The organism is Hyphomicrobium sp. 99, assembly GCF_000384335.2.
Classification (GTDB): Bacteria; Pseudomonadota; Alphaproteobacteria; order Rhizobiales; family Hyphomicrobiaceae; genus Hyphomicrobium_B.
In genome coordinates, this window is the sequence record NZ_KQ031382.1 from 674,078 (window position 1) to 696,876 (window position 22,799).

General features: G+C 58.6%; 24 protein-coding genes. 10 read left to right on the forward strand and 14 right to left on the reverse strand.

The window, feature by feature from the left end; all coding sequences use genetic code 11:
• Window positions 1-322: 322 nt before the first annotated feature.
• From G359_RS03550 to G359_RS21085, 3 genes are read right to left on the reverse strand one after another with little or no spacing between them, the layout of a single operon-like run.
• Window positions 323-952 (reverse strand): prepilin-type N-terminal cleavage/methylation domain-containing protein, encoded by a 630-nt coding sequence (locus G359_RS03550; RefSeq protein ID WP_045835012.1) that lies wholly within the window; start codon window positions 950-952, stop codon window positions 323-325.
• A complete protein-coding gene (locus G359_RS03555; RefSeq protein WP_045835013.1) occupies window positions 949-1,350 on the reverse strand; it encodes a prepilin-type N-terminal cleavage/methylation domain-containing protein in 402 nt (133 codons plus the stop codon). The genes G359_RS03550 and G359_RS03555 overlap by 4 nt, the downstream gene beginning before the upstream one ends.
• On the reverse strand, window positions 1,347-1,958 hold the full coding sequence (locus G359_RS21085; RefSeq protein WP_045835014.1) for a GspH/FimT family pseudopilin: 612 nt from the start codon (window positions 1,956-1,958) through the stop codon (window positions 1,347-1,349). The genes G359_RS03555 and G359_RS21085 overlap by 4 nt, the downstream gene beginning before the upstream one ends.
• 5 nt (window positions 1,959-1,963) lie before the next feature.
• Between G359_RS21085 and G359_RS03565 the strand changes: the two genes are divergently transcribed.
• Entirely contained in the window at window positions 1,964-2,878 is a 915-nt protein-coding gene (locus G359_RS03565) for a type II secretion system protein GspK (RefSeq protein WP_045835015.1), read from the forward strand.
• Window positions 2,879-2,891: 13 nt separating this feature from the next.
• Here G359_RS03565 and G359_RS03570 read toward each other — a convergent pair whose 3' ends face one another.
• Both G359_RS03570 and G359_RS03575 read right to left on the reverse strand, forming a co-directional pair.
• On the reverse strand, window positions 2,892-3,368 hold the full coding sequence (locus G359_RS03570) for a hypothetical protein (RefSeq protein ID WP_045835016.1): 477 nt from the start codon (window positions 3,366-3,368) through the stop codon (window positions 2,892-2,894).
• A gap of 223 nt (window positions 3,369-3,591) precedes the next feature.
• Window positions 3,592-5,556, reverse strand: a complete 1,965-nt coding sequence (locus G359_RS03575) for a hypothetical protein (protein WP_045835017.1) — start codon at window positions 5,554-5,556, stop codon at window positions 3,592-3,594.
• Between the two features lie 629 nt (window positions 5,557-6,185).
• Here G359_RS03575 and G359_RS03580 point away from each other — a divergent pair.
• On the forward strand, window positions 6,186-6,845 hold the full coding sequence (locus G359_RS03580; RefSeq protein ID WP_045835018.1) for a response regulator transcription factor: 660 nt from the start codon (window positions 6,186-6,188) through the stop codon (window positions 6,843-6,845).
• Window positions 6,846-7,068: 223 nt separating this feature from the next.
• Window positions 7,069-7,329, forward strand: a complete 261-nt coding sequence (locus G359_RS03585) for a hypothetical protein (protein WP_045837602.1) — start codon at window positions 7,069-7,071, stop codon at window positions 7,327-7,329.
• Window positions 7,330-7,377: 48 nt separating this feature from the next.
• On the opposite strand, the gene G359_RS19875 is transcribed toward G359_RS03585, so the two are convergent.
• A complete protein-coding gene (locus G359_RS19875; protein ID WP_156150658.1) occupies window positions 7,378-7,683 on the reverse strand; it encodes a hypothetical protein in 306 nt (101 codons plus the stop codon).
• A 171-nt stretch (window positions 7,684-7,854) separates the two neighbouring features.
• Window positions 7,855-8,112: a hypothetical protein gene (locus G359_RS03590; RefSeq protein WP_045835019.1), complete on the reverse strand. Its 258-nt coding sequence runs from the start codon at window positions 8,110-8,112 to the stop codon at window positions 7,855-7,857.
• Between the two features lie 423 nt (window positions 8,113-8,535).
• On the opposite strand from G359_RS03590, the gene G359_RS20300 reads away from it, so the two are divergent.
• The 3 genes from G359_RS20300 to G359_RS03605 all read left to right on the forward strand — a co-directional run bounded on the left by G359_RS20300 (window position 8,536) and on the right by G359_RS03605 (window position 12,469).
• Window positions 8,536-8,796 (forward strand): hypothetical protein, encoded by a 261-nt coding sequence (locus tag G359_RS20300; protein ID WP_156150659.1) that lies wholly within the window; start codon window positions 8,536-8,538, stop codon window positions 8,794-8,796.
• Window positions 8,797-9,125: 329 nt separating this feature from the next.
• Window positions 9,126-10,217 (forward strand): glycosyltransferase family 4 protein, encoded by a 1,092-nt coding sequence (locus tag G359_RS03600; protein ID WP_045835020.1) that lies wholly within the window; start codon window positions 9,126-9,128, stop codon window positions 10,215-10,217.
• Between the two features lie 74 nt (window positions 10,218-10,291).
• Entirely contained in the window at window positions 10,292-12,469 is a 2,178-nt protein-coding gene (locus tag G359_RS03605) for an amylo-alpha-1,6-glucosidase (RefSeq protein ID WP_045837604.1), read from the forward strand.
• A gap of 35 nt (window positions 12,470-12,504) precedes the next feature.
• Here the strand turns inward: G359_RS03605 and G359_RS03610 are convergent, their stop codons facing one another.
• Both G359_RS03610 and G359_RS03615 read right to left on the reverse strand, forming a co-directional pair.
• Window positions 12,505-14,280: an ABC transporter ATP-binding protein gene (locus tag G359_RS03610; RefSeq protein ID WP_045835021.1), complete on the reverse strand. Its 1,776-nt coding sequence runs from the start codon at window positions 14,278-14,280 to the stop codon at window positions 12,505-12,507.
• A gap of 228 nt (window positions 14,281-14,508) precedes the next feature.
• The gene (locus G359_RS03615; protein ID WP_156150660.1) at window positions 14,509-15,072 is read right to left on the reverse strand and encodes a hypothetical protein; all 564 of its coding nucleotides are present in this window, start codon (window positions 15,070-15,072) and stop codon (window positions 14,509-14,511) included.
• 390 nt (window positions 15,073-15,462) lie between these two features.
• Between G359_RS03615 and G359_RS03620 the strand changes: the two genes are divergently transcribed.
• Window positions 15,463-16,722, forward strand: a complete 1,260-nt coding sequence (locus tag G359_RS03620; protein ID WP_045835023.1) for a DUF763 domain-containing protein — start codon at window positions 15,463-15,465, stop codon at window positions 16,720-16,722.
• Here the strand turns inward: G359_RS03620 and G359_RS03625 are convergent.
• A complete protein-coding gene (locus G359_RS03625; protein WP_045835024.1) occupies window positions 16,719-17,132 on the reverse strand; it encodes an NUDIX hydrolase in 414 nt (137 codons plus the stop codon). The genes G359_RS03620 and G359_RS03625 overlap by 4 nt on opposite strands.
• Before the next feature lie 143 nt (window positions 17,133-17,275).
• On the opposite strand from G359_RS03625, the gene G359_RS19880 reads away from it, so the two are divergent.
• On the forward strand, window positions 17,276-17,539 hold the full coding sequence (locus tag G359_RS19880) for a hypothetical protein (RefSeq protein ID WP_082072781.1): 264 nt from the start codon (window positions 17,276-17,278) through the stop codon (window positions 17,537-17,539).
• 110 nt (window positions 17,540-17,649) lie between these two features.
• Here G359_RS19880 and G359_RS03635 read toward each other — a convergent pair whose 3' ends face one another.
• Complete coding sequence (locus G359_RS03635) at window positions 17,650-17,859, reverse strand: hypothetical protein (RefSeq protein WP_045835026.1); 210 nt, start codon at window positions 17,857-17,859, stop codon at window positions 17,650-17,652.
• Window positions 17,860-18,054: 195 nt separating this feature from the next.
• On the opposite strand from G359_RS03635, the gene G359_RS03640 reads away from it, so the two are divergent.
• Complete coding sequence (locus G359_RS03640) at window positions 18,055-18,270, forward strand: 2TM domain-containing protein (protein ID WP_045835027.1); 216 nt, start codon at window positions 18,055-18,057, stop codon at window positions 18,268-18,270.
• Window positions 18,271-18,407: 137 nt separating this feature from the next.
• Window positions 18,408-20,309 (forward strand): aminodeoxychorismate synthase component I, encoded by a 1,902-nt coding sequence (gene pabB, locus G359_RS03645; protein WP_052699173.1) that lies wholly within the window; start codon window positions 18,408-18,410, stop codon window positions 20,307-20,309.
• Here pabB and G359_RS03650 read toward each other — a convergent pair.
• The 3 genes from G359_RS03650 to G359_RS03660 all read right to left on the reverse strand — a co-directional run bounded on the left by G359_RS03650 (window position 20,274) and on the right by G359_RS03660 (window position 22,797).
• The gene (locus tag G359_RS03650) at window positions 20,274-20,519 is read right to left on the reverse strand and encodes a hypothetical protein (protein ID WP_045835028.1); all 246 of its coding nucleotides are present in this window, start codon (window positions 20,517-20,519) and stop codon (window positions 20,274-20,276) included. The two genes, pabB and G359_RS03650, sit on opposite strands and share 36 nt — an antisense overlap.
• A gap of 120 nt (window positions 20,520-20,639) precedes the next feature.
• Complete coding sequence (locus tag G359_RS03655; RefSeq protein WP_045837606.1) at window positions 20,640-20,855, reverse strand: hypothetical protein; 216 nt, start codon at window positions 20,853-20,855, stop codon at window positions 20,640-20,642.
• A 130-nt stretch (window positions 20,856-20,985) separates the two neighbouring features.
• A complete protein-coding gene (locus G359_RS03660) occupies window positions 20,986-22,797 on the reverse strand; it encodes a hypothetical protein (protein WP_156150661.1) in 1,812 nt (603 codons plus the stop codon).
• Between the last annotated feature and the right edge of the window lie 2 nt (window positions 22,798-22,799).

Sequence of the window (22,799 nt, forward strand, 5' to 3'; positions counted from 1 at the left end):
AATCCAACTCTCGGCCGTGACAATACTGGCATTTATGGCAGCCAGTCTGACGATTGATAACGCGCCGGTGCAAGCAGGACGAATCCATCAAGTCCCGGATTACCCCAATCCTGCGGGCCCGGAACGCCGCGGCTGTTACTGGGTTCGGCAACACGAGTATTGCGGCCGCTACTGTTACACCGAGGTCAATGGACTGCGCTATTGCACGGAGCGCGAGCGTTCGGCATATCCGCAGGGGTTGTTCTGGGAGGCGCCACCGGGCGGAGCCAGATACCAGATGAAGCTAGGCGCTCCCCGACGCTAACCCTTCGAGAATCGCCGCTCAACCGCAGTTGACGCGATTAGGGCACCGGATGCCATTCGTATCGGCCGCAGCGATGGAAACGATCATCGGCTGCCATCTCCGCACGTCATTCCTAGGAAAGCGCACGTCGACTGATATCATGGTCGGCATCCCGGAAATCCAATCCGATTGCCACGAATCTTCTCCTTCATCGTGCTTCGTGAAATACGAGAAGCTTACGCCCGCGATGTTTTCGATGAGCCTGGATCGCAGATGCGGGGTAGCCGCAGGCGTGTTTGTTTCCTGACGGACGAGCTCTTGTTCGGCGACCAGATCAAATCCCCCGTGCCCATTGGGTGAGGGGCCTATGCTCACTCGATAAAGGCCTTGGTAGGCGCCAAGCGGCGCATACGAAGTCGTGAAGGCGATATGATCGGAATCTCCAGCCACGCCGAGAGCATGGATCAACGCGTTATGGAGATAGTTTTGAGCATTCATGATCGGGACTGCGGAATTTGTCCGGTCCGCGAAGTTCAGCGCGCGTCGGGCTCCGTTGATCATCTGGATCAGCGTCGCCGAAATGAGCGCCAGGAGTGCAAGTGAAACCAGCATCTCGATCAAGGTGAAGCCGGCGTCACCAGAGCTTCGAGCGGCGAACTCTTTCCTCACGGCAACCTGCCGGGCATCTTGGCAGTTTGCAGAACGAATACGTCCTTCCCGCGACGATCGACAACTTCGAGCGACACCCAGTAGGCGCGCGAATCCGGCGGCGCAGCGTCATCGGAGACTTGCTTGTCGAGCGGTGTAACAGTCATTCGCCATCGAACATTATTCGAGTAGGTTCCCGCGAAGCTCCCGCTCTGCAGCGGTTCATCTATGCCGAGCCTGGACAGCTGAGATTGCGCAGCAATGATTGAAGCGGCATAGCTTTTGGTGCGCGCCGACGCTCTGTAGGCATTTCCGATGGCCTGACAAAGCGCAGAGAGAGCAAGCGCCACGACGACAAGCGCGACGAGGGCTTCGAGAAGTCCAAAACCAGCGTCCTTATCGGTCACGTTTTTCATCATCGCCCGCCGTCGCGCGTGACGGCGCCTGACAGCCAATCGACGCGCACAACGACAGCGCGCGAGTGATCGGACAACTTGAAGACACCGCCCGTGGAGCTGCCATCGGAAAAGAATACGAGTCGCGGCGTTGGGCTTGAGCGACCAATACCTTCGATCGGAGAAAACGTCATTCGGATGGAATCGGGCAGGCGAACTCCGGTTCGCGACGAGGTTGACCGAAGGATCCTGCTATTTTGGTCGACGACCATAGTAACAGGCCGATTCTGGCTAATCGCCAAGACCCGCGCGAAGTTCAATTCGGAAGTCAGTTGCGTAGATAGTATCTGAAGATTGGGCTCTCTCGAGCGGCTGGTCGCCATTGCAACAGAAATCGTCAGTCCAGCGATCACGAGAACCACGAGCAACTCGAGAAGGGTAAATCCGGCGTCGGCACCAGACACCTGGCTCTTTAGGCGGAGCATTCGGCTCGTCCCATATCCCTCGGCCAAAATCGATCGGATCAAGGCACAATCAAAAATACCATAAAGGCATTCATCGAAAATAGCGGATGCTTTGCCCGAGCGCGTCGAGTTTGTTATGCTGTGCTTTACGGGAGCCAGGATAATCATCGTAAATGGATATGGCCGCCACACGTGCGCAGCCGTCTACTGACGACCGGGCGGAAAGCGGGTTCATTCTTGTGCCCGTGCTCTTCACCTTGGCGCTGCTGGCGTTGGCGAGCATAGTCCTCACGCGGACAGTCGCGACCGACATGAAGGCGAATGCCAATCTCCTCGGCGCGGCCGAGGTCGAAGAGCTGAGCGACGGCATCACCCGTCTCACCATTAGATACCTGCTCAGCAAGAGCGTGGATATCGATCGCCTCGGTGTCTTTCGCCTGAATGGTACCCCAGTCAGTTGCGCTGTCGGCAATGCAGTTGCCACCATTTCCGTCAACGCAGTCGCGGGTCTCATTGACATCAATCTAGGACCGTACGAGGTCCTCGAGACGCTTTTCTCCCATCTCGGAGCCGATAACCCGAAAGGCTTGGCTGCTGCCGTCATCGATTTTCGCGACGGCGACAACGAAACCACACCCGGCGGCGCAGAAGCAGCGGAGTATGAGGCAGCCGGTGTTGCTCACGGACCAAAGAACGCGCCTTTCGTCACGGTCGGAGAACTTGATCAGGTCCTTGGCATGACCCCGCAGGTTTTGGCGCTTGCGCGCCCCCTAGTCACCGTACACTCCAAGCATCCGTTACCGGATGCGGCGCTGGCTAGTCCGGAAGTTGCGGCTTTGTCTCTTCCCACTCAGCTTTTTAATCGGTCCGATACGCGGCCCATCAGGATCCGCGTGTCCGTTCGGTCGAGCCGTAACGCGGCTGTCAGCTTTACGAGAGAGGCCGCGATCTTTCTGGAGGCGCGAGTCCCGGGCGGCTTTCTCTTGAAGGATTGGCAGAAAAGCGAACAGCCTGTCGATGGCAGTCTCAACTTCGGAAGTGCTGAATTGGATTCGTGCGTCGACTCCGTTCTCGCAACGGTCAACTGACTCGGCGCGTTCTCTATTTCACAACCGGCGTTGTTGAACTCGCGACGGAGCGAATAATCTGCTTCCGTCGTGTCAGGTGCGAACGGCGTGGAGCTGTAGGCTTCGCGATATTTTGCGTAGGCGCTATCGCGACTGTTGGTGCAACTTTAATCTCGACGGGCGCCGGTTGGGGAGCCACAGGCTGCGCAGCCGGTGCAGTTTGCGCGTCAGACGCTGGGGCGGATGCGGGGAACGCACCGTAAAGCACGACGCGGGCGATGGTGCGAGGCTGATCCGGACTGCGCTCGACGAAATTGTTTTCCTTCTCGAGAACACGCTCCAGAACGTGCGCAAGCGGCCCTTCGAAGCGGCCACTTATTCTCGCATCATCTCGGGCTTCGTCGGCGCGTTCGACTTTGAAGCCGCGTCCTTCCGAAAGCTTGAGCAATACGTCTTGGACGGTTGCGTCCTGGGCTTCGATGACCACGTGTGCGTCGCCATCGGTCGTCATTGAAACGCTCGCAGCCGAGGCGCCCCCAACACTTAAGAATGCGAATCCTGCAGCCGCTAAGCAGCCGGTTCGAACGAGAGGGGATGCGGATGTGATGAGCACCGGAACCTCATTAACTTCGCCGGATTCGCGCAAAACTTAGCGCGTGCTTGTGAATCGAGTGATGCGGACGCCCGAATGCTCGTTGGCAATTGGGCGTCCGCGGCTATTCAGTGTCCGGCGATTACCACGGTTGCGGAACGAGTGGGTTCGGTGCCGCCGCATCTCCGGAAAGGAAATTGAGATCCCAGAAATTGTTCGAAACGATCGGATCGCCTCGGCCGGTATTCTCCGGGAAGATGAACTCGAACACCGGGGCTAGGTATTCACCCGTTGCTAGACCGTTGGCGGCGATCGCGCGGCCAACACAAGTTCCGTCGCTCGTGAAGCCGGGCGTCGTCGGGGCCGTAGTGTTCATTGGTGTCCACCCGAGGGACGCAATCGTAACGCCCGCGAAACTCACGCCGGTCGTCGGATTGATATCCGCAGGTGTGCAGAGAGATCTCGCAACGACCCGGATGGTCCGGGTCGGCGACGTCAACAATCCCGGAGTGGCTTTGCTGGCACGAATGCGGGCTCGGCTGATTTGAGCGCCATCCCATTGCGTAACGATACCACCCTCGATCCCGAAGCCCGCAGGCTTCGGATAGACGACGCCCGTAGCTCCCGGCACGACACCGCCGCCCTGGAAGCCAGTAGGTCTGGCTTTCGCGCTATCTAACCCTGCGTTCGTTCTTCCGGTCATATTCAGCGGTGTGACCCAACGCTGAATCTCGAAACCCGAACCCGAGGCATCCTCATCGACGAGATAGACATCGACGATCGAGGTGATGTCGGTGACGTCGGCCTCGACGACCAATCGATTTTGCACTTCCTCGGGTATTCCGGCGATCGACAGGCCGGCAGCGTTGATGTCGCCCGCCACGCCGAACTCGCCCATGTGCAGATAGACAGGGAGCGTACCCGGCTGAGTGAAGATGCCGACATCCGCGGTGATCGTGTGCACGGAGATGACGTCACTGCCGTTTGCGCCCGTCACACCCCGCATCAGAGATCCGTTCCAAGTGATGTGGTCGCCGGGCTCGAACGGAGCCTGTTGCATGGCGTCAGGCTCCGTTGCCGTAGCTATGGCTGACGGCGGCGGGTAATGAGACGTCGGATCCGGCACTGTCCCGAGCGGCGCCTTCATTACGAAGCTTGTGCAATAGACACCGCCGCCGGGCGCAGGACCGCCATTGGCGCCGTTATTGAAGAAAACGCCCGCTCCGCCGGTTGCCGGCGTCAAACCAAGGCCCGTTATGAAGTCCCGGCATCCAGCCACGCTCGACGGCCGGTTCTTTTGCGGACACAGAGGGTCATTCTGACCGTTGCTGGTGCGGGGCACGCACATTGGATAGCCGGTAGCCGCGACAATCGTCGGGTTCGCATCGTCTACCGAAAGCCGGCCATCGCGGCTTGTCGCACGACCGAACCGGCCCTTCGGATCGTTGATTTCGAGTTCGACGGTCGTGCCCGAATTCGAAGCGACAACGATATGGCCAGTCGAGAAGTCGATGCTTGAGATGACGCCGGTACCGCTATTCACCGATTGCTGTGATGCGTAGCCAAGCGCCGCGATATAGGTACCGTTGACGACGTTGCCGATAAGGTGGAGCTCGAACGACGGGTTCTGGCTGGTGCTCGTGATGGATGCCAAATCGTAGGGTTCAGGCGATACTTGCCCTTCGAGGCCAGTGACGAAATCCGCCCACGTGACGGTATTCGCCGGCATCTGAACGACGAGATTGCACGGTATGACGATTTTGGTGCCGTTGATCGTCACGTTGCCGCCCGAGCCGCCGCCGGCGCAAGCAGCCGATGCATCATAGCTCTGAACAAATCCGGTAACGTCGAAGCCGTGGATGTTTGCATCCGCGGCGGCGGTCGGCGGAGTCAATGTTCTGACCGTGGCCGGGGTAAGCCGCGTCAGCGGATTGGGTGCGGGAAGGACACCGACGGGGGGCGGAGGGTTCTTCGGGTTCGGGGGCTTCGCCGTTCCGCCTTTCGCCGCCGCCATTGTCGTTCCGAAGGCGATGCAGGCCGCGATGCTCACCGCTAATTTGGCGATACGCTTTCCTTGCCCAGCCGCAGCAATTTTTGAATTCGACACTTTATCCTCGCTACACCTTAGCACTGAACCACCCTCCTACTCATGAGCCGTTTCACATTCGGCGACGGCCACTCGAGCGAATGCCACGTCTGCCGTCTTCGGCCCGGCGGTAGCGGATACGAATTCCGGAATTCTCCGAAACTCGGATTGCTCCAACTTTGACGCTATGGCGGATACCGCCGGACCGGTACGGTCGAACGGGCTGCGATTTTGCTGATCCTGTTGGGTCGTCTTATTCCGACCTAGGAGCAGGCACGTTTGGACCTAAGTCGAAGCCGTTCCGGGGGCCGTGAAGCATTAAGAATAAGTGACGGCGATTTGCTGCGACCTTCGAGCTGGCGCCCGCACGCTGTCGATTTTGCTTCCGTACAACATGCTTGCTCGGAGAAATATTCGTCCGCCTACGACGCTCATGACGCAAAGCCTTCGTCACGGCGTTAGCCCCCGAAACGCTTGACTGGAAATTTCAGACGTTAGTCCCGAACGCTGCGACCTCTGGATTAACTCCATACGCCTGCCGGCCGATGCTGAGGGCGACGTCGCTAGATACCAATGGTCTGGAAGCGTGGAGTCCGGACATAACGGCATTGGCGGGGACCGCTGCCTGTCCCAGGTATTTCGGAATTATCATGCGGACGCTTGTCGTCGAAGATGATGCATTCATAGCCGCAACGATGGAGGCCAGCCTCGCGGCCGCCGGCTTTATCGTGGACGTCTGCCGGCAAGGCGACGAAGCATGGTTCTTAGGATCGACTGAAGATTTCGACCTGATTTTCCTCGATCTGGGACTTCCTCAACTTGATGGCCTCACCATTTTGCGCCGTTGGCGAACACAAGGCCGCAACATGGCCGTTATCGCCGTAACGGCGACAGCAGGTTGGTCGACCCGCGTCGAGACCATCAACCTAGGTGCGGACGACTTTCTGACGAAGCCATTTCAAATGGAGGAATTGATTGCGCGCGCCCGCGCGGTCTTACGCCGGAAGCACGGCTATTCAGCGCCCTATCTCACTGCTGGCAATGTCGTGCTCGATACCAGCACGATGCGGGTCGCCGTCGATGGCCGCTTGGTTCACCTGTCATCGTTGGAATACCGGCTTCTCAGCTATCTGATGCATCACAAGGGGCGCGTAGTGCCTGGAACGGAGCTGGGGAATCATCTCTATCGAAACGACGAATTGCATGAAGCCAACGCCATAGAAGCTGTCGTCCTGCGATTGAGAAAGAAGTTAGGCGTGAAAATTATCGAGACGCGACGAGGGTTGGGTTATTGCGCGCGCGACAAGTGACGAGCGCCGAGCCATTTCCAACGCGATTAGCCGGCCAGCCAATATGTGGAACGCTCGTCCCATAAAGTTCTACAGTGCCGTCTCATCTCGGATTAACGACGGCATCGACCTTACGAAACTGTATGTCAAAACGGGCAATCCGTTCATCTATGTGACAGGCAAAGCACCTTATGACCGGTGCTCCACGTCGATGAGACGCTTTAGAAAACTTAGGAGCCCAAAAATGAAGACCGCTATGACAGTGGCTATTGCCGCAGTTGCAATGATGCTTGGTGCAGGCGTTGCGAGCGCAGCCGAAAAACCGGTGAAGCATGTGCAACACCACCATCATCATCAGGCCCATGCGACGCATAAGTCTGCGAAGCACTACGCCGCGAAGCCGGCCCACAAGCACGTCGCTTCGAAGCATGCCAAGAAGCACTATGCGTCGAAGCATACCCACAAGCATCTTGTCTCAAAGCGTCCGGCGAAGCCTGCCGCTTAAAGATCATGAGGTGAGTGGCGCGTGCTGCTCACCTCCAACTTCTATCGATCAGCAACCGGCACGCTGCATGCAGAGCCCGTATCGGCGCCCGTCCGTACCCCACTGGTCAAAGCAGGCGTGCCGCGCTTCGCGACAGCGATTGGCATCGGGATTAGGGGCAGGGGGATTGTTATATCCCATAGCTTCCCACGGTACGTCGACGATGACGCCGGTATTGGGACCCCATCCGCCGCCACGCCCGTGAGTCAGGTGAACGATCGAAATGTTTTTCGGTTGGATTATCCCAGCAGGAGCGGCCGCCACGCCGCCTGCGATTATTCCGCAAGCCGCAACGGCGATTGCAATCGTCTTCACTGTCTCTCTCCGAATTGTTGGGAATGTCGGCCAGCATCATCGGCCAGAATGAGCGCCGCTTATTATTAATCCCTGTCCGGAGCAGAGTATTTTCGCGCACGGTTTCGCAGACTCGAATGAGCGTTCCAAAAGGAAACGAATTCGCGCTTATTCGGGCACCGACTGCCCGCGCTAGTCTCGCGCGCTTTGAAGAATGGCGTCGCTCAGCATTTGAGATAGACCGATCAGTTCGTGCAGGCCCGTCTTGTCATCCTGCAAAATCCCCAGAGTAACGTTCTGGCCGTCGGCATCGACGCTTGCGTAGCAGATCGCTTTCAACTCGCCGCATTCGGCCCGCGCCAGAAGCTCTTTCAATCCAGCGATAATCCGCTGCTTTTCTTCCAACTCTTTCTTTGCGCGCTCACCACTCAGAAGAACCAGCTTTCCCATCGGCTCACCTTCCGCATCAGCAACAGAAGTTCAGACGTAGGCCATGCTGGCACGCATCGGGCGTGCCCGTCTTCGTTCCGCGCGAGGTTTCGCCCGATTTTAGAAGCGCCAGACGCTGGTTGCTAAGGCAAGTGTTACACGGCGGACTCGCATGCTCATTCGCTCTGGCCAGCGCATCGCTGTATCGCCCTGCTGGTGGGAGGGTGACAATTGCGATGCATGTTTGCGCTGGAGGCGTTTGCACCCTCAACGCTCTGCCCAACGGCCGCCATGTCCGCCGCGCAGATTATCGGCGCGATTCGTCTTAAATCGATGTTTCGGCTGTCACATTGGTCCATGTTTCCGAGGATGCATGAGGGACAGGCGTCCAGAGACGTTGCCAGAACGTGCATCTCGCACTATCCATCGGGAAACGGAGGGAAAATGAAAAAGAGTCTTATGCTTATCGCGGCCGTGACGCTCTTTGCCTCGCCCGTCTATGCGCAAACGCGCCTTCGTTCGCCGACGATGGGAGAGCCCACCGCGCCGCTGATCAGAACCCCTTCGTCGAGCCTTCCTGGGGCGGGCATCACTGGCTCTATTCCATCGCCAACGACCTCGACCTATCCGAAGCCGATCAAGCAGAACTACGACCCGCTGTTCAATGACCCGACGCAGCGCAACCCGAACCTCCGCAACCGCTAGTTCGACGTTTCAAAGCCATAAGCGCCTCCGTCGGAATTTCTACGTCCGAGCGTGTTACCCTACGGGCGATTTTCCATCGCTGATCGTTGTGACGGCACGCATGCCTCGGCTCGTGCATGCGGAAAATTCCCGCCAACAAATTCGTCTGATGATTTCTCGGCATTATGTCGATTGCTCGAAAATGCGAGCAGGTAGCTATGACGGATCTCGTCCTTCCATCCGCGATCATTTCTTAACTTCGAACGCGGGCAGCCACCGCGCCGCATGTAGCTCGGGAACGATTCGAGTACCGTGACGTTAAGCTTCCCGAGCACGGGAAGGACGTACGCATGAAGATTGCACAGGTTGCGCCCTTGATTGAGAGCGTTCCGCCCAAACTTTACGGGGGAACAGAGCGAGTCGTTTCTTACGTAACCGAAGAACTAGTTAGCCAAGGCCACGACGTAACGCTCTTTGCGAGCGGGGACTCCATAACGTCGGCGAAATTGATTCCGTGCTGCGAGCAATCGCTACGATCCAATCCCGCGGTACGCGACCCGATTCCATACTACATGATGATGGTGGACCAGATCCGCCGCATGGCATCGACCTTCGACGTCATCCATTTTCACATCGATCAGTTTCAGTTTCCGGTCTTTCGGACAATCGCCCATAAGACGTTGACGACGCTTCATGGCCGTCAGGACCTTCCCGATCTCCAGCTTCTCTATCGCGCGTTCCCCGAGATGAACCTCGTGTCGATTTCGGATTCGCAGCGCGAGCCCATCCCCCATGCCAAATTCGCGGGAACGGTCTATCACGGACTGCCGCAAGATTTGCACCGGCCGACGTTCAATCCGCGCGGCGGATATCTCGCGTTCCTGGGTCGCATATCGCCTGAAAAGCGGCTCGACCGGGCCATCGAAATCGCACGAGCTGCGGGCTTCCCACTGAGGATCGCGGCCAAGGTCGATGCCGTCGATGTCGAATATTTCGAAGCAAAAATTAAACCTCTGCTTCATGGCGATGACGTTCATTTCGTCGGCGAAATCAACGATCGCGAGAAAACGAAATTTCTTGGAGAGGCGTCCGCCCTGCTTTTCCCGATCGACTGGCCGGAACCTTTCGGAATGGTGATGATTGAGGCAATGGCGTGCGGAACCCCGGTTCTGGCCTTCGATAACGGTTCCGTCAGAGAGGTTATCGACGAAGGCATAACTGGCTTTATCGTGAATAACGTCGAAAGCGCCATCGCCGCGCTACCGCGCGTACTGGCCCTCGATCGCGTGCGAATTCGCGAGCAATTCGACGAGAGATTTACCGCTGCTGCAATGGCCAAAGCTTACGTTGCGCTCTATGCGGGAGCGTTTGCAGCGACCGGGCGCCTACCGGCTCCTCGCAGCGACGAAATCACCTCCGTCCACGAGACTCTCGTCAATTGACGCAGTGGCCGACGCCACGGAAAGCGTCTATTATTAAGCTTTGGCGCGATCTTTATTTGAACGGAGTTTTTGCGATGGCAGTCGCGCCATCCCGGCAACCTGATCACCTCGAGCACGAGCCGGAGCGGATTCACGCTGCGGCCGACAGCTCCCCGCGTGCTCATGAAACGCTGAAGCACGATGATGCATTCGTCGTCGTCGACACGCATGGCGATATCGGCGCATTCGGGAATCATTCGGACGGCTTCTTCTACAACGATACGCGATACATATCTCGGCTCGAGCTGTTGATCGCGAGACGGCCGCCATTGCTTCTCGGCTCCACGCTCGATCGAAAGGATCTTCAGCTCTGCTGTGATCTGACGAATACCGACGTCTATTCGAATGGCGGACTTTGGCTGCACAAGGACGTCGTTCACGTCTTCAGAACCACCTACGTTCGAGATGCGAGCCTCCGGCAGCGCCTCGTTTTCACCAACCATTCGAATATCGATCTCAACTTGCCGGTCACGATCTTCGTTGATGCCGATTTCTCGGACATCTTCGAAGTGCGCGGCATGCGTCGCGAGAAACGAGGAACGGTTCGCCGCAACGTCGAATCTCCGCATTCCGTCCGGTTTGTCTATTCGGGTCTGGACAGCGTTGTCCGTCAAACGACCGTTTATATCGATCCTGAGCCCGTTTCTTTGAGGGAGACGTCGGCGTTCTTTCGTCTACATATCCCGGCCAAAGGGACACAGCGCGTTTTCGTGACGGCGGTGGCGGAAAGTGATCGGGCAAGAGCCCCATGCTCTTACGCCAAAGGATTGCGCGACGCGCAGCGCCACCTCCGCCGAACCGAGCAGCAAGCAACGAGCATCGAGGTTTCGCAACCCGATCTCGACCACGTGCTGAAGCGCTCTTTGGCGGATTTGAGGTTGCTGATTACAGAGACGCCCGACGGACCCTATCCCTATGCGGGAACGCCTTGGTATTCGACGACTTTCGGCCGCGACGCGCTGATAACGGCGCTGCAAGTATTGTGGCTTGATCCGTCCATAGCCCGCGGCGTCCTTCGTCGCCTCGCGCGTTATCAAGCTCAATCGCACGATGCTGCGGCCGACGCGCAGCCCGGAAAAATTCTCCACGAAATGCGCAACGGAGAGATGGCGGCGCTGCGCGAAATCCCCTTTGGCCTCTATTACGGCAGCGTAGATTCCACTCCGCTCTTCATCGTCTTGGCTGGAGCCTACATCACAGCCACTGGCGACAAAGATTTCCTTCGCGAAATTTGGCCCGCGATCCTGAAAGCGCTGGAATGGATAAATGGTCCTGGTGATCCCGACGGCGACGGGTTTGTCGAATACGCGCGTGAGACGGAAGAAGGTTTGTCGAACCAGGGATGGAAGGACAGTCACGACGCGATTTTCAATAAGGACGGCAGTCTTGCCGAGGGGCCGCTCGCGCTGGTCGAAGTGCAAGGCTATGTCTACGAGGCAAAGAACGTCGCGGCGCGTATGGCGACCATGCTCGGCCAGGATGATCTGGCACGCCGGCTGCAGGATGAAGCCGCCGCGCTACAGAAGAACTTCGAAGAGCAGTTTTGGTCGCCGGAACTTGGCACATACGCTGTGGCCCTTGATGGCCGCAAACGACGTGTCGATGTGAGATCGAGCAACGCCGGTCATGCGTTGAGTTCGGGCATCGCCGATTCCGAAAGGGCGATGCGCGTCATCAAGCAGATGCTGTCGCCGAATTTCTTCTCGGGCTGGGGCATCAGAACGATCGCGACGACGGAAGCTCGGTACAATCCGATGTCGTACCACAACGGATCGATCTGGCCGCACGATAACTCGATGATTGGGGCGGGTTTCGCGCGCTACGGACGATCTGATCAGATCGAGGCCGTCTTCAATGGACTGCTCGATGCAGCACTCAATATGTCCCAGGGCAGATTGCCGGAACTGTTCTGCGGCTTTCGGCGTCGCGCTGGGCGCGCGCCCATTCTCTATCCGGTGGCGTGCTCGCCGCAAGCTTGGGCAAGCGGCTCGATGTTGCATCTCTTGAAATCGTTGATGGGCCTTGAAATCGACGGAGCATCCCGGACCATCACGCTGAAGGCTCCGTACTTGCCGGAGCGTGTCGGCGAGATGAGAGTTCGAAATATGCGCGCAGGCGCGGGCGTCGCAGACTTTATTCTCCGCCGGAAGAACGGCGCCGTGACGATCGACGTTGCGGATTGCCGCGACGGCGCAAAAGTCTTGCTGAGATAATTGGTTTCGCCGCGATTGCGCGGCGAAACCAATTCCTATGCGGCAGCCGATTTCAGACGCCGCACTTCAAGATCGACGAGCGATTTATACGCGCCGGCCTTGTTGATCAGGGTTTCGGGAGTGTCGTCTTGCACCACCTCGCCATTTTGAATGACGATGATGCGATCGAAGTTGCGAAGCGTCGAGAGCCGGTGCGCAATTGCGATCACCGTTCGCCCGTGCATAAGCGTCGTGAGCGCCTCTCTGATCATCTCCTCGGAATGGCTATCGAGCGCGGATGTCGCCTCGTCGAGGAGAAGGATGGGCGCGTTCTTCAGAAACGCTCGCGCGATCGCGACCCGCTGCCGTTGACCGCCCGAGAGCTTGGCGCCTCGGTCGCCGACGATGGTATCAAGCCCGGCGGGCAGCTGCTCGATGAAGCTCAGGCATCGCGCCATTCGGGCCGCTGCCATAACTTCGTCGTCGCTGGCGCCGGGGCGGCCATATCGAATGTTCTCGCGGAGCGTCCGATGAAACAGGCTGACGTCCTGAGGCACGACGGCAATCGCCTTTCTTAAGGAATCGTCGGGCAGAAGCGCGCCAACTTCTCCATCGATGAGGATCGCGCCGGATTGAACGTCATAGAACCGCTGGATGAGTGAAAAGATCGTCGATTTTCCAGCGCCCGAGGGACCGACGATACCAACTCGCGTGCCGGGATCGATTTTGAAATTCAATGACGAAAAAACTTGCTTCCCATCCGGATAGGCGAAGCTGACATCGCGGAATTCTACCGCACCTCGCGCGGCAGCAACCCGCTTCGACGAGGAATTGACAGGCATCGCGTGCGGCGTCAGCAGCGTCCTCAAAGCTTCGGAAAAGCGCGCCAGATGTTGCGTAACGTCAACGAGTGCCACCGCAAGATCGCGCGTAGCACTCAGAATGGAAATGCCGAGCGTCGAAACGAGGACGACATCGCCTGCCGTTGCCTGTCCCCGCTGCCAGAGCACGATCGACCATGCAAGCACGCAGCACGTCAGCACGGCGGTCACAACGGCATGAAAGATCCGAAGACGCTCGAGAAAGTACAGGCTCTCCTTGCGGGCGCGCACCTCACGGCTGATGACGCCGCCAAGGCGGCGATGTTCGCTCCGCATCCGCCCAAAGGCTTTGACGACCGAAATGTTGGAAATGACGTCGATCATGTCGCCGTCGACGTTCGCTGCTTCGCGAGCGTACCCATGATGAAGCGGCGTGCCGCGAGCTGCCCAGTAAAACATAAGGACGACCACGACACCGACGATCGCGGTCAGCGTCAAAGCCATCGCGACACTCACTGTTGTCAAATAGATGATTGAAACGGCCGTCGCGATGAGCGGAGGCATCGCGTTGAACGTCACCATGGTCTCGGTCGTATAAAGCGCATTAGCCGTGGCCGTGATCCGGCTGGTGAGCGCGCCTGGAGCTTGCCCGTGGAAAAAACTCGGAGCATGGCCCGTCAAATGCCGGAAAAGCTTTCGCCGCACGCGCCCGGAAACGCCCGTAAACGTCGAATGGCCAATCCAAGCTGCTAGCCGCCAAGAGAGGTTGTCGGCCGCAATGAAACCAATGAGCAGTGCGAAGGCGAACCAAACGGCTCCGTGTCGTGAAGGATCAGAAAGCGCGTCCACCAGCTTCTTCAAACCGTATTGGGTTGAAACCGAAAAGGTGACGGCAGCTGTCACCGACAGCAGAATCGCAACGTGGCTCCACCGGTAGCCACTCAGTATCGCGATGATAAAACGGTATGGGTGCTTTGCAAAAGCCGACAAGTCGCTCGTCAAAATACGCATCCCTCAAGCAGCACTTCAGTTCGCCGGTCGCACTACAATTTCAGCAGTCGACGGACGATCTCCATATGTGGATGATCTAAAGATCTTCGATCCGTTTAACTCAGTCGATGTGGCGATCAGGCAAGCGCGCGGCTGCGACTGGTTAACTCAGTGTGAATGACGAACGTGCACTCCCGTTCGAGAGCGTCCCCGCTTGCCGTTCGGAACTGTGATTTCGCTCCTAAGTTCCTACATGATGACGGGGCAAGTAGGATTGAAGGCCATGACGAAGATTTTGATTGCCCTCTCTACCGCTCTCATTTTCGGCGCCTCTTCGGCTGTTTTAGCGCAGGAGATCGTCAGCACGCCGTCGGGAGCGTCGCCGGTTACGACTCCGACAACTAGTCCGCTGACGCCCACGGCGCCGAACAATATCACCACAGTGCAGTCGAGTTCGGCGGTTCCCGGAGCCGTTAGCCCCACGGCGACGGAGGCCGATAGGGTCGACCCATCCGCACGGAGTTCGTTGCAAGTTTTAATTGATCCGTCGAGTTCGAATGTATCGATTTTGAGTGGGGACGTACTGTCGTCGCCTCCGCCGGCAGCATCGGGTGTGGCGCTTAACGCGCTGCTTCTGCCGACCGCGACAACTACGCCTTCTGCCCCCTCTGCCCTGTCACCGAGCCTGTACCCCTCCATCATCGCCGAACCGACCTCCACCGCGACCTTCCTGTCGGCATTTTCCGGTGTAACGTCGACAACCGGTCTGTCATCTGTCGGAGCTATAAGAGGTTCATCTTCTGCGACGCCCACGCCACGGATCACGAGCAGGAGTGCGCGTTAGGGCCGGTAAGTTTCGAGCCGCCGGATGCGCTGGTTCGACGCAAGAAAAACTTTGGGCACGGTCTGCCGGAACAATCAAGCTGAAGCGTGGTTCATTAACCGCAAGGGGCAAGGCCTCACATTCTTGAGGACGGCTCCCAGCAGAATTTCTCGCAGATATCCAAAATTGAAAGAGGAATTTGTGCATGAAGCTAGGTGAGTTCACGCGGCGCGCACGTGCGTCCCGGCTAGACAGGAAAGCGAAATTCGAGGCGGCGTTCGAGCGCGCCCGCCGCGATTTGCAAATGTCTGAAGGAACGTCATTGTGGTCGCGGCCGACGACTCATCATACGTTTATCAGAGGCAGTTCTGATGGGACCGATGGCACAACGTACAGGTAGCGCTGATCTTCCGCTTCACAGCGGTCACGTTCCCGCGTGGCTTTCGGCTCGCATGGCCGCGCTCGGTGCGGTCATATGCCAGGCGATCGTGCAAGAATACGGGCGAGACGAATTGTTGGCGCGTCTCGCCCATCCGTTTTGGTTCCAATCGTTCGGCTCCGTGATGGGAATGGACTGGCATTCTTCCGGCGTCACGACGAGCGTCATAGGAGCGTTGAAGCGCGGGTTGCGGCCCTCACAAGACGAACTCGGGGTTTATGTGTGCGGCGGTCGCGGCAAGCAATCGCGTCAGACGCCGCAGGAATTGAACGAAATCGGTGAACGGGTTGGCATCGACGCTGACGAATTGATAAGGACGAGCCGTCTCGTCGCCAAGGTCGACAGCGCCGCCATTCAGGATGGCTTCGACCTTTATCTTCACGGCTTCTTCGTTACCCGTGAAGGCCACTGGACCGTCGTCCAGCAGGGTATGAATACGGATAATCGGCAGGCTCGCCGTTATCATTGGTGTTCGCAGTCGAAGTCGAACTTCATCGATGAGCCACATACCGCGATCGACGGTCCGGTCCAGGGCGAAATCGTCAACCTCACGGATCGTCGGGCGGAGGCATCACGATCTGCGCAACTCGATCTTCTTTCGACGTTAGGTCCCGATAAAATCGTTTCACGGTTGTTGGCGGACTCGGAGCTCGATGCTCCGCAAGAGCAACAGCTCTCCCTGCCGCATCTTTCGCTCCCAGATCGCCACGAGGTTCGCTCGAGCGACGTTTTTATCCGCCGCCTTCATGGAACATTGGCCGCGGCCGCCGAGCAGGGTCCGAAAGATTTTCCCGATTTGCTGCTGACGCCAGGCGTCGGAGCAAGAACGGTTCAATCGCTGGCGATGGTCGCGGAGGTCGTCCACGGTGCCCCCTACCGCTTTCAAGATCCCGCGCGATTTTCGCTGGCGCACGGTGGCAAGGATCGGCACCCTTACCCGGTGCCGACGAAGGTTTACGACGAGACGATCAGGGTTCTGAAGTCCGCCGTCCAGAAGGCCAAGCTCGGAAACAGCGAGACGCTCGCCGCGCTTAAGAGATTGGATGAGCAGGCGCGGCTGCTGGAACGCACGGCCGATGGGCCGACCTTTGACGACTACCTCGCTCAGGAACGAGCAAATTCATCATCCTTTGGCGGCCGCTCGGTTTTTGGATGGGAGAGTTCCCCGCAACCGTTGTCAAAGGCCCGCGGCGCCGCTTAGCGTTTGCGTGGCGTTTCGAGACCGGCGATGAGTGCTTTCAGCCCAGGCTCCCGCACCTTCTTGATGGCCTCGTCCTGAGAAAACCAAACACGCGTTCGTTGGCCCTGCTCGCGCCAGGTCTTCCGTTCCTTCTTCACCCAAAGAATGTAGCAGGCGACGGTAAGCACGCGCGTTTCATCCGGCATTTGCTTCCGGTAGCGATAACTGCCAATCGGCAGACTGGCGATTTTGCCGGTCACCCCGGCTTCCTGTTTCGCCTCTCGCGCTGCCGCTTTAGGATCGCTGAGCCGCTTTGAAGGCCATCCTTTCGGGATGACCCATCGTCCCGTTTCTCGAGAGGATACGAGAAGGACCTCCAGTCCCTCGCGCGTTTTCCGAAGGGGCAGGGCACCAACCTGTAGAATTGTCATAAATTGTCTTCCAGTTCTGCAGGTAAGACCACATCGCTCATTATCATCGATTTGAAGGACGCCACAGAGTTCGGAGGGCTGCCCGGAACCTTCCTCTCTTGGGGCCCGTTATTTTTCCAATCCCGATAATGGAGGAAGCATAGATGGCAATCTATACCGATCCGCACACCGGTCAGCGCCGGGAGGTCGATAACCTTTCACGCTCTCGGATAACTTCGTCGTCAATTGGAATGATCGCACTGCTGATCGGGTTGGCGCTGATAGGCTGGTATTTGTTCGGCCGCGTCATTCCCACGGTCGATAGAACGAATACTGGCGCTTCGACAGTTACTGAGCCCGTAACCTCGCCGACATCGCCGAACGCAAGCCCGACGCACCCCGCACCTTCGCCAAACCCTGGCCCGTGATACGCCGGCATGAGTAAAAAATTTCGGCCGGATAACCCGCGTTATCCGGCCGAATTCTGTTATCGTCGTTCCTCGACCGCTGAAGGGATCCAGGCTAAAGTGAAGCCCCGCTATTTTGACTTTATCTGTTCGGACTTCGCCTGTTCTGAGAGTTTCTCAACGAGGCCTTTGTCAATGAGCGGAGGTCGGCGATCGACGGGCCGCACCGGCTCGTCACGGGTACGATCGACGGCGATCGCATCGCTGCCCGGGAACGTCTCCCGGAGGGCCTCGTCGAGTTCCTTATCGACCTGAGCCTTCGGCTTCTCGCTACTGCCCATCGGGATCTCCAAATCGCCCTCGTGATCGGGCTCTCAAGCTGCGTGCCCGCAACGGCATCAAATCCAAACGCCCGCGAGTAAAACAAGGTTCCGATATCGCGGACGGACGATTGACAATAGATTTTTGAGCGCGAGCACCGGAAACCCGTTAGATAGCAGCAGCGGATTTCGCGCGATTGTTGGTCGGAGACCGAAATGGACAAACTGCTCCAAAACAAAGGCTTCAGGATTCACTTGCTGGCTTACGTCCTCGTCAATGCACTTCTTGCGATAATAAATTTTTTGAACCCGCAGACGATCTGGTTCTACTGGGTGCTCATCGGCTGGGGCATCGGCCTCGCAGCTCATGCCTATTCCGTATGGCGCGCGCCATCTCGCCCGGTGAGACCCGTGCGGCCCATTCGTAGGTGAACGGTTTCATCATTGTCGAGACACAGATTCAACCGCGACCGTATTTGGCGGCCGGCTGAATCTGCTGGGCGAAATCTCGCAGATTTGTTGAGCACGACGCAGTGGCAATCCCGCGACGGCCGCGCTAGAAGCGGCTCATGCATTCCTCTTCATCAAAGACCGCGGGGACGGCCGCTGCGGACCCCTCCCAAGCAAGTTCTGCCGGCTCGGCCAGGCCCACCTCGCCAAGCCTCGCCGAAGGCTTCGTGCTGCTCGACAACAGCACGAGCCTCGAAGCCGTATCGAAGCTCTTCGAGAAGCCGGTCGAGATCATCCGCGCCGACGCTCCGGAAGACGTTGAGGCTGCGCTCGTAGCCTTGCAGGCCGGCATTGCCCGGGGCCTGCACGCAGCCGGGTTCTTCTCCTACGAGCTTGGCTATCTGCTCGAGCCGAGGCTGACGCATCTTCTGCCCGAACGGCGCAAGGTCCCGTTCCTCTGGTTCGGCCTTTACACCGCGCCGCGCGAGATGACGGGCGCCGAGGTGCAGGGTTGGCTGACGGAAGAGGCGATCGGAAATCCGACTCTGGGCGAGCTGGCCCACAGCTGGGATAGCGTCTCCTATTTGAAGCGCTTCGAAGAAGTTCAAAAGAACATCCGCAGCGGCGACATCTACCAGCTCAATCTCACTTTCAAGGCGAAGTTCAATCTCGAGGGCTCTCCGCTTGCCCTCTACCGCGACCTGCGTCTGAAGCAGCGCGTCGCCTATGCAGGCCTCGTCGATACCGGCGATGTCACCATTGTCTCCGCCTCGCCCGAACTCTTCATCGACCTTCACGATCGCATCATTGAAACCCGCCCGATGAAGGGAACCGCGCCCCGCGCCGGTACGCCCGAAGGCGAGGCTGAGGTGCGCCAGGGGCTTTCGACCGACATCAAAAATCGCGCCGAAAATCTGATGATCGTCGACCTGATGCGCAACGACTTGGGGCGCATCGCCGATCTCGGGTCGGTGACCGTGACCGATCTCTTTACGATCGAGACATTCAAGACCCTTCATCAGATGACGTCGGGTGTCCGCGCCCACCTGAAGGACGGCGTCGGCATTCGAGACATCCTGAAGGCCATCTTCCCGCCGGGCTCCATCACGGGGGCTCCAAAAATCCGGGCAATGGAATTGATCCGCGAACTGGAAACAGAACCGCGCGGCGTCTATTGCGGAGCTATCGGAAGTTTCTCTCCGGACGGTTCGGCGCAGTTCAACGTCGTCATCCGCACGGCCGTGATCGACCGGAAGGGCGCCGGCGAAATGGGTATCGGATCCGGTATCGTCGCCGACTCCGACGGGCCGAAAGAATATGCCGAGTGCCTGCTCAAGATGAAGTTCCTGACGGATCCTGTTCGCCGGTTCGAGCTGATCGAAACGATGCTCTACGTGCCGGGCGATGGCGTGTGGCTGAGGGGCTATCATTTGGCGCGGCTGGCCGCGTCCGCGGCGTACTTCGGATTTGTCTACGACGCCGAGAAGGTGCGCGACGCGATCGATAAGGCTATCGCTGAACAGCCCGGCCAACGGCTGCGCGTAAGACTGCTTCTTGACGAGGACGGAGCCGTTAGCGCCACAGCAACGCCTCAGCCGGAAGGCGCCGCCGATGCTGTCATCCGCTACGTCATTTCTGATACGCGCGTGAACAGTGGCGACCTGTTCCTGTATCACAAGACGACCCGACGCGAGCTTTATGACCGGGAGTGGAAACACTATTCCGAGACGCTCGGCGCCGATGAGGTGGTCTATCTCAATGAGAATGGCGAACTTGCCGAAGGCAGCCGCACGACGATATTTGTCGAACGTGACGGCAAGCTCCTGACGCCACGACTCGCGGCCGGCCTGCTACCCGGAACGCTTCGGGCTGCGCTGATTGATGAGGGAAGAGCCGTCGAAGCCAAGCTGACCATCGAAGACGTCAGCACGGCAACCGCGATATATCTCGGAAATTCCGTGCGCGGACTTATTCGCGCCGAACCCCTAGTGCCGCGCCTCTCTGGCGACAACCGGCACTAGAAGCGATTCGCTTTCAACCGTTACTTGCGTAACGGGACTGATCGTCTTGACCGAAGTCTTCGTCTCTCGATGAGAGGCGACGGCGATCGCCGCAAGTGCCGCAAGCGTCAACGCAACCGCTGTTATTATGGCTTTCGATGAAAGCCGTGCGCGGCGTGCAAAGACTTGAGGAATTTCTTTCGGCATGCCTTCTCGGATACTCAGCAGCATGACGATGCTCTAGTCCGCTCGATGCCGCGCGTCACCTGCGCACATCGTAAGCAGGCGGTCTTACGAAAACTAAAAATTGCAACGAACTCCACTGAACATTGATCGATTTTCAGTGTCGCCTCACATGCCTCGAACCATGCAGCCGAGCATAAGGATCGTATACGCGGCAAGCATTGCCCAAGATTCATTTCCCGTTAGCCAAGGGATCTCCGCGCCGAAGAATTTCGACATCAGAACGATCACTGTCAGGACCACTGACAGCATAAAAGTAACAATGCCTGGCGCCTTCAAACCCATGTCGTGCACTCCCTCCTCGGCTCTCAATCGAACGCGCATGTCATCCCCCCTTGGTCTCATGGGTTCACGATCGCGAATCCTTATAGCAGGCAGCAAAGCGCCTTGAGACAAAGCGTGGCCGATTGCATGTGGAAAGCTTCGGGCGGTGCCGATTTGCCCAAGCGGCTATCTAGGCACGGCTCGCGGGCGCACCGGATACGCGCCTCGGACGAAAGAGGCGAGCAAGCCACGCCAGCAAAATCAAGCCGATAAGACCGGCTCCCGCGACCGCTTGCGGATGCTTGTCCCACAGTAACAGCGGGGCCACCCGGCCATCCCAGACGAGCTTGAGGTCGTCTCCCAGGACCTTGGTCGAATAGCCCGCCGCCGGCGCCAGCATCATGTCGGCCGCGGCGCCCTGATCGCTGCTCGCGATGATGCGCTCGCGAACCCGGCGCGAGGCGAGAATTTGCATTTTGGCGGGATCGGCCGAGACGGCGCGCAGAACCTTCTCCCGCGGCCCGGGCTTCAATCCCGAAAGATAACCGGCGAGCTCCCGAAGCTCGTCCTCCGAAAGCGATCTGAGAAGGCTGTCGAGATCGCCCGAGCTGAGCGTGAACAGCATCTCTCGTGCATCCGGCGGGACGCTCGCAATCCGTATGATCGCAATCCGGTCATTGAGAGCCAGAATACGGTCGAGCGACGCGCGGGTGAGGTCCTTCGGCGAAATGCGTTTATGCAACTCGTAGTCAGTCACCTTTCCGAGTTGATCGCCCGCAAGCGCGGTCCAATCGAGCCCGGCTCCGATGGACTTCAGGTCGCGAGCGATTTCGAGGCCCTTGTCCGGCATCAGGTGCACGGCGCTGTTCAGCGATCCGTCCTTCAGGCGGCTGAGAATGGCAGGCTCGCCTTCCGAGGCGACCAGAATCGACACCACCTCATCAAGCCGAGGCAAGGCATCGGGCTTCACACCATCCAGGAATTTCCGGAACTCGCCGTTCTCGTCCGCGACCCTCAGAACGAGCGCGTGCGCCCGCCGGAACGTCTGCCAAACGTTGATGACGTTATCGGCCGCGGCGTTCGCGATCTCCGCAACGTGTTCGTTCATCTGCTCACGAAGAGTATTGGCTAGCTCTTCGCGAACCTTATCCTTAGTCGCCGGAGCCTTCATTTCGGTGGCGATGATCGGCAGCACGCCGTTGCGGAAGTCCCAGAGGTCCTTTGCGATGAGGACAAGGCCGACGCCGCCCGCCACGACCGATACAAGTCGTGAAAGCACGCTGCCGACGATGCGCTGGCCGACGCGCTCCGCCAGATTGGCAAGCTGGCGCCGCACGATGAGGATCGTCGCTCCAGCGAGGCCCCCGCTCGATTCTTTCAGTACCGAACCTGCCGACACGCCGCTCGACCCTTTGCTGGGATCAACGACGACGCCCTTGCTCGCGTCGCTGGCTAGGGCATCGGCGACGGCGCTTCCATAGCGAGGCCCGACGTAGGCCTTCAGGCAGTCGAGGAGAGGTCCCGTCGCGTCAGAGCTCGCGAATTCGATCGATTTGCCGACCTCCGTCGCAACGCCCGATGCCAGATCCTCGATCGCGGTCTTCACGGCATCCGAGCGGTAAACCCGTTCGGCGACTGCGGTGGCGAGCTGTTGCGACTTTTCGCTGTCGGCAAGCGACTGAAGCCGGTCCGACCAGCTCGTCTCGCTTGTTATCTCGGCAACCGCGATATCGACGCGGTTATCGATGATCTGGTCGAGATTGCGTTGCCGCCACTGGTCGGCGACTAAGGCCTTGTAGTCGATAGATTTTGTGCCATTCGTGATCGCGTCTGTCGCGATGGTGACGACGGCGGCCCTGAGCGCAGCGTCATCCTTGGCCTGGCAAGCCTCATAATCCGCCCTGCTGATGGGCTCGGCAACGGCAGTCCGCAGCGGAAGCTGGCACAACACCATTGCCGCAGCGGTCAGCAGCGATACGGGCAGACGCAAGGAAACGGTCACTT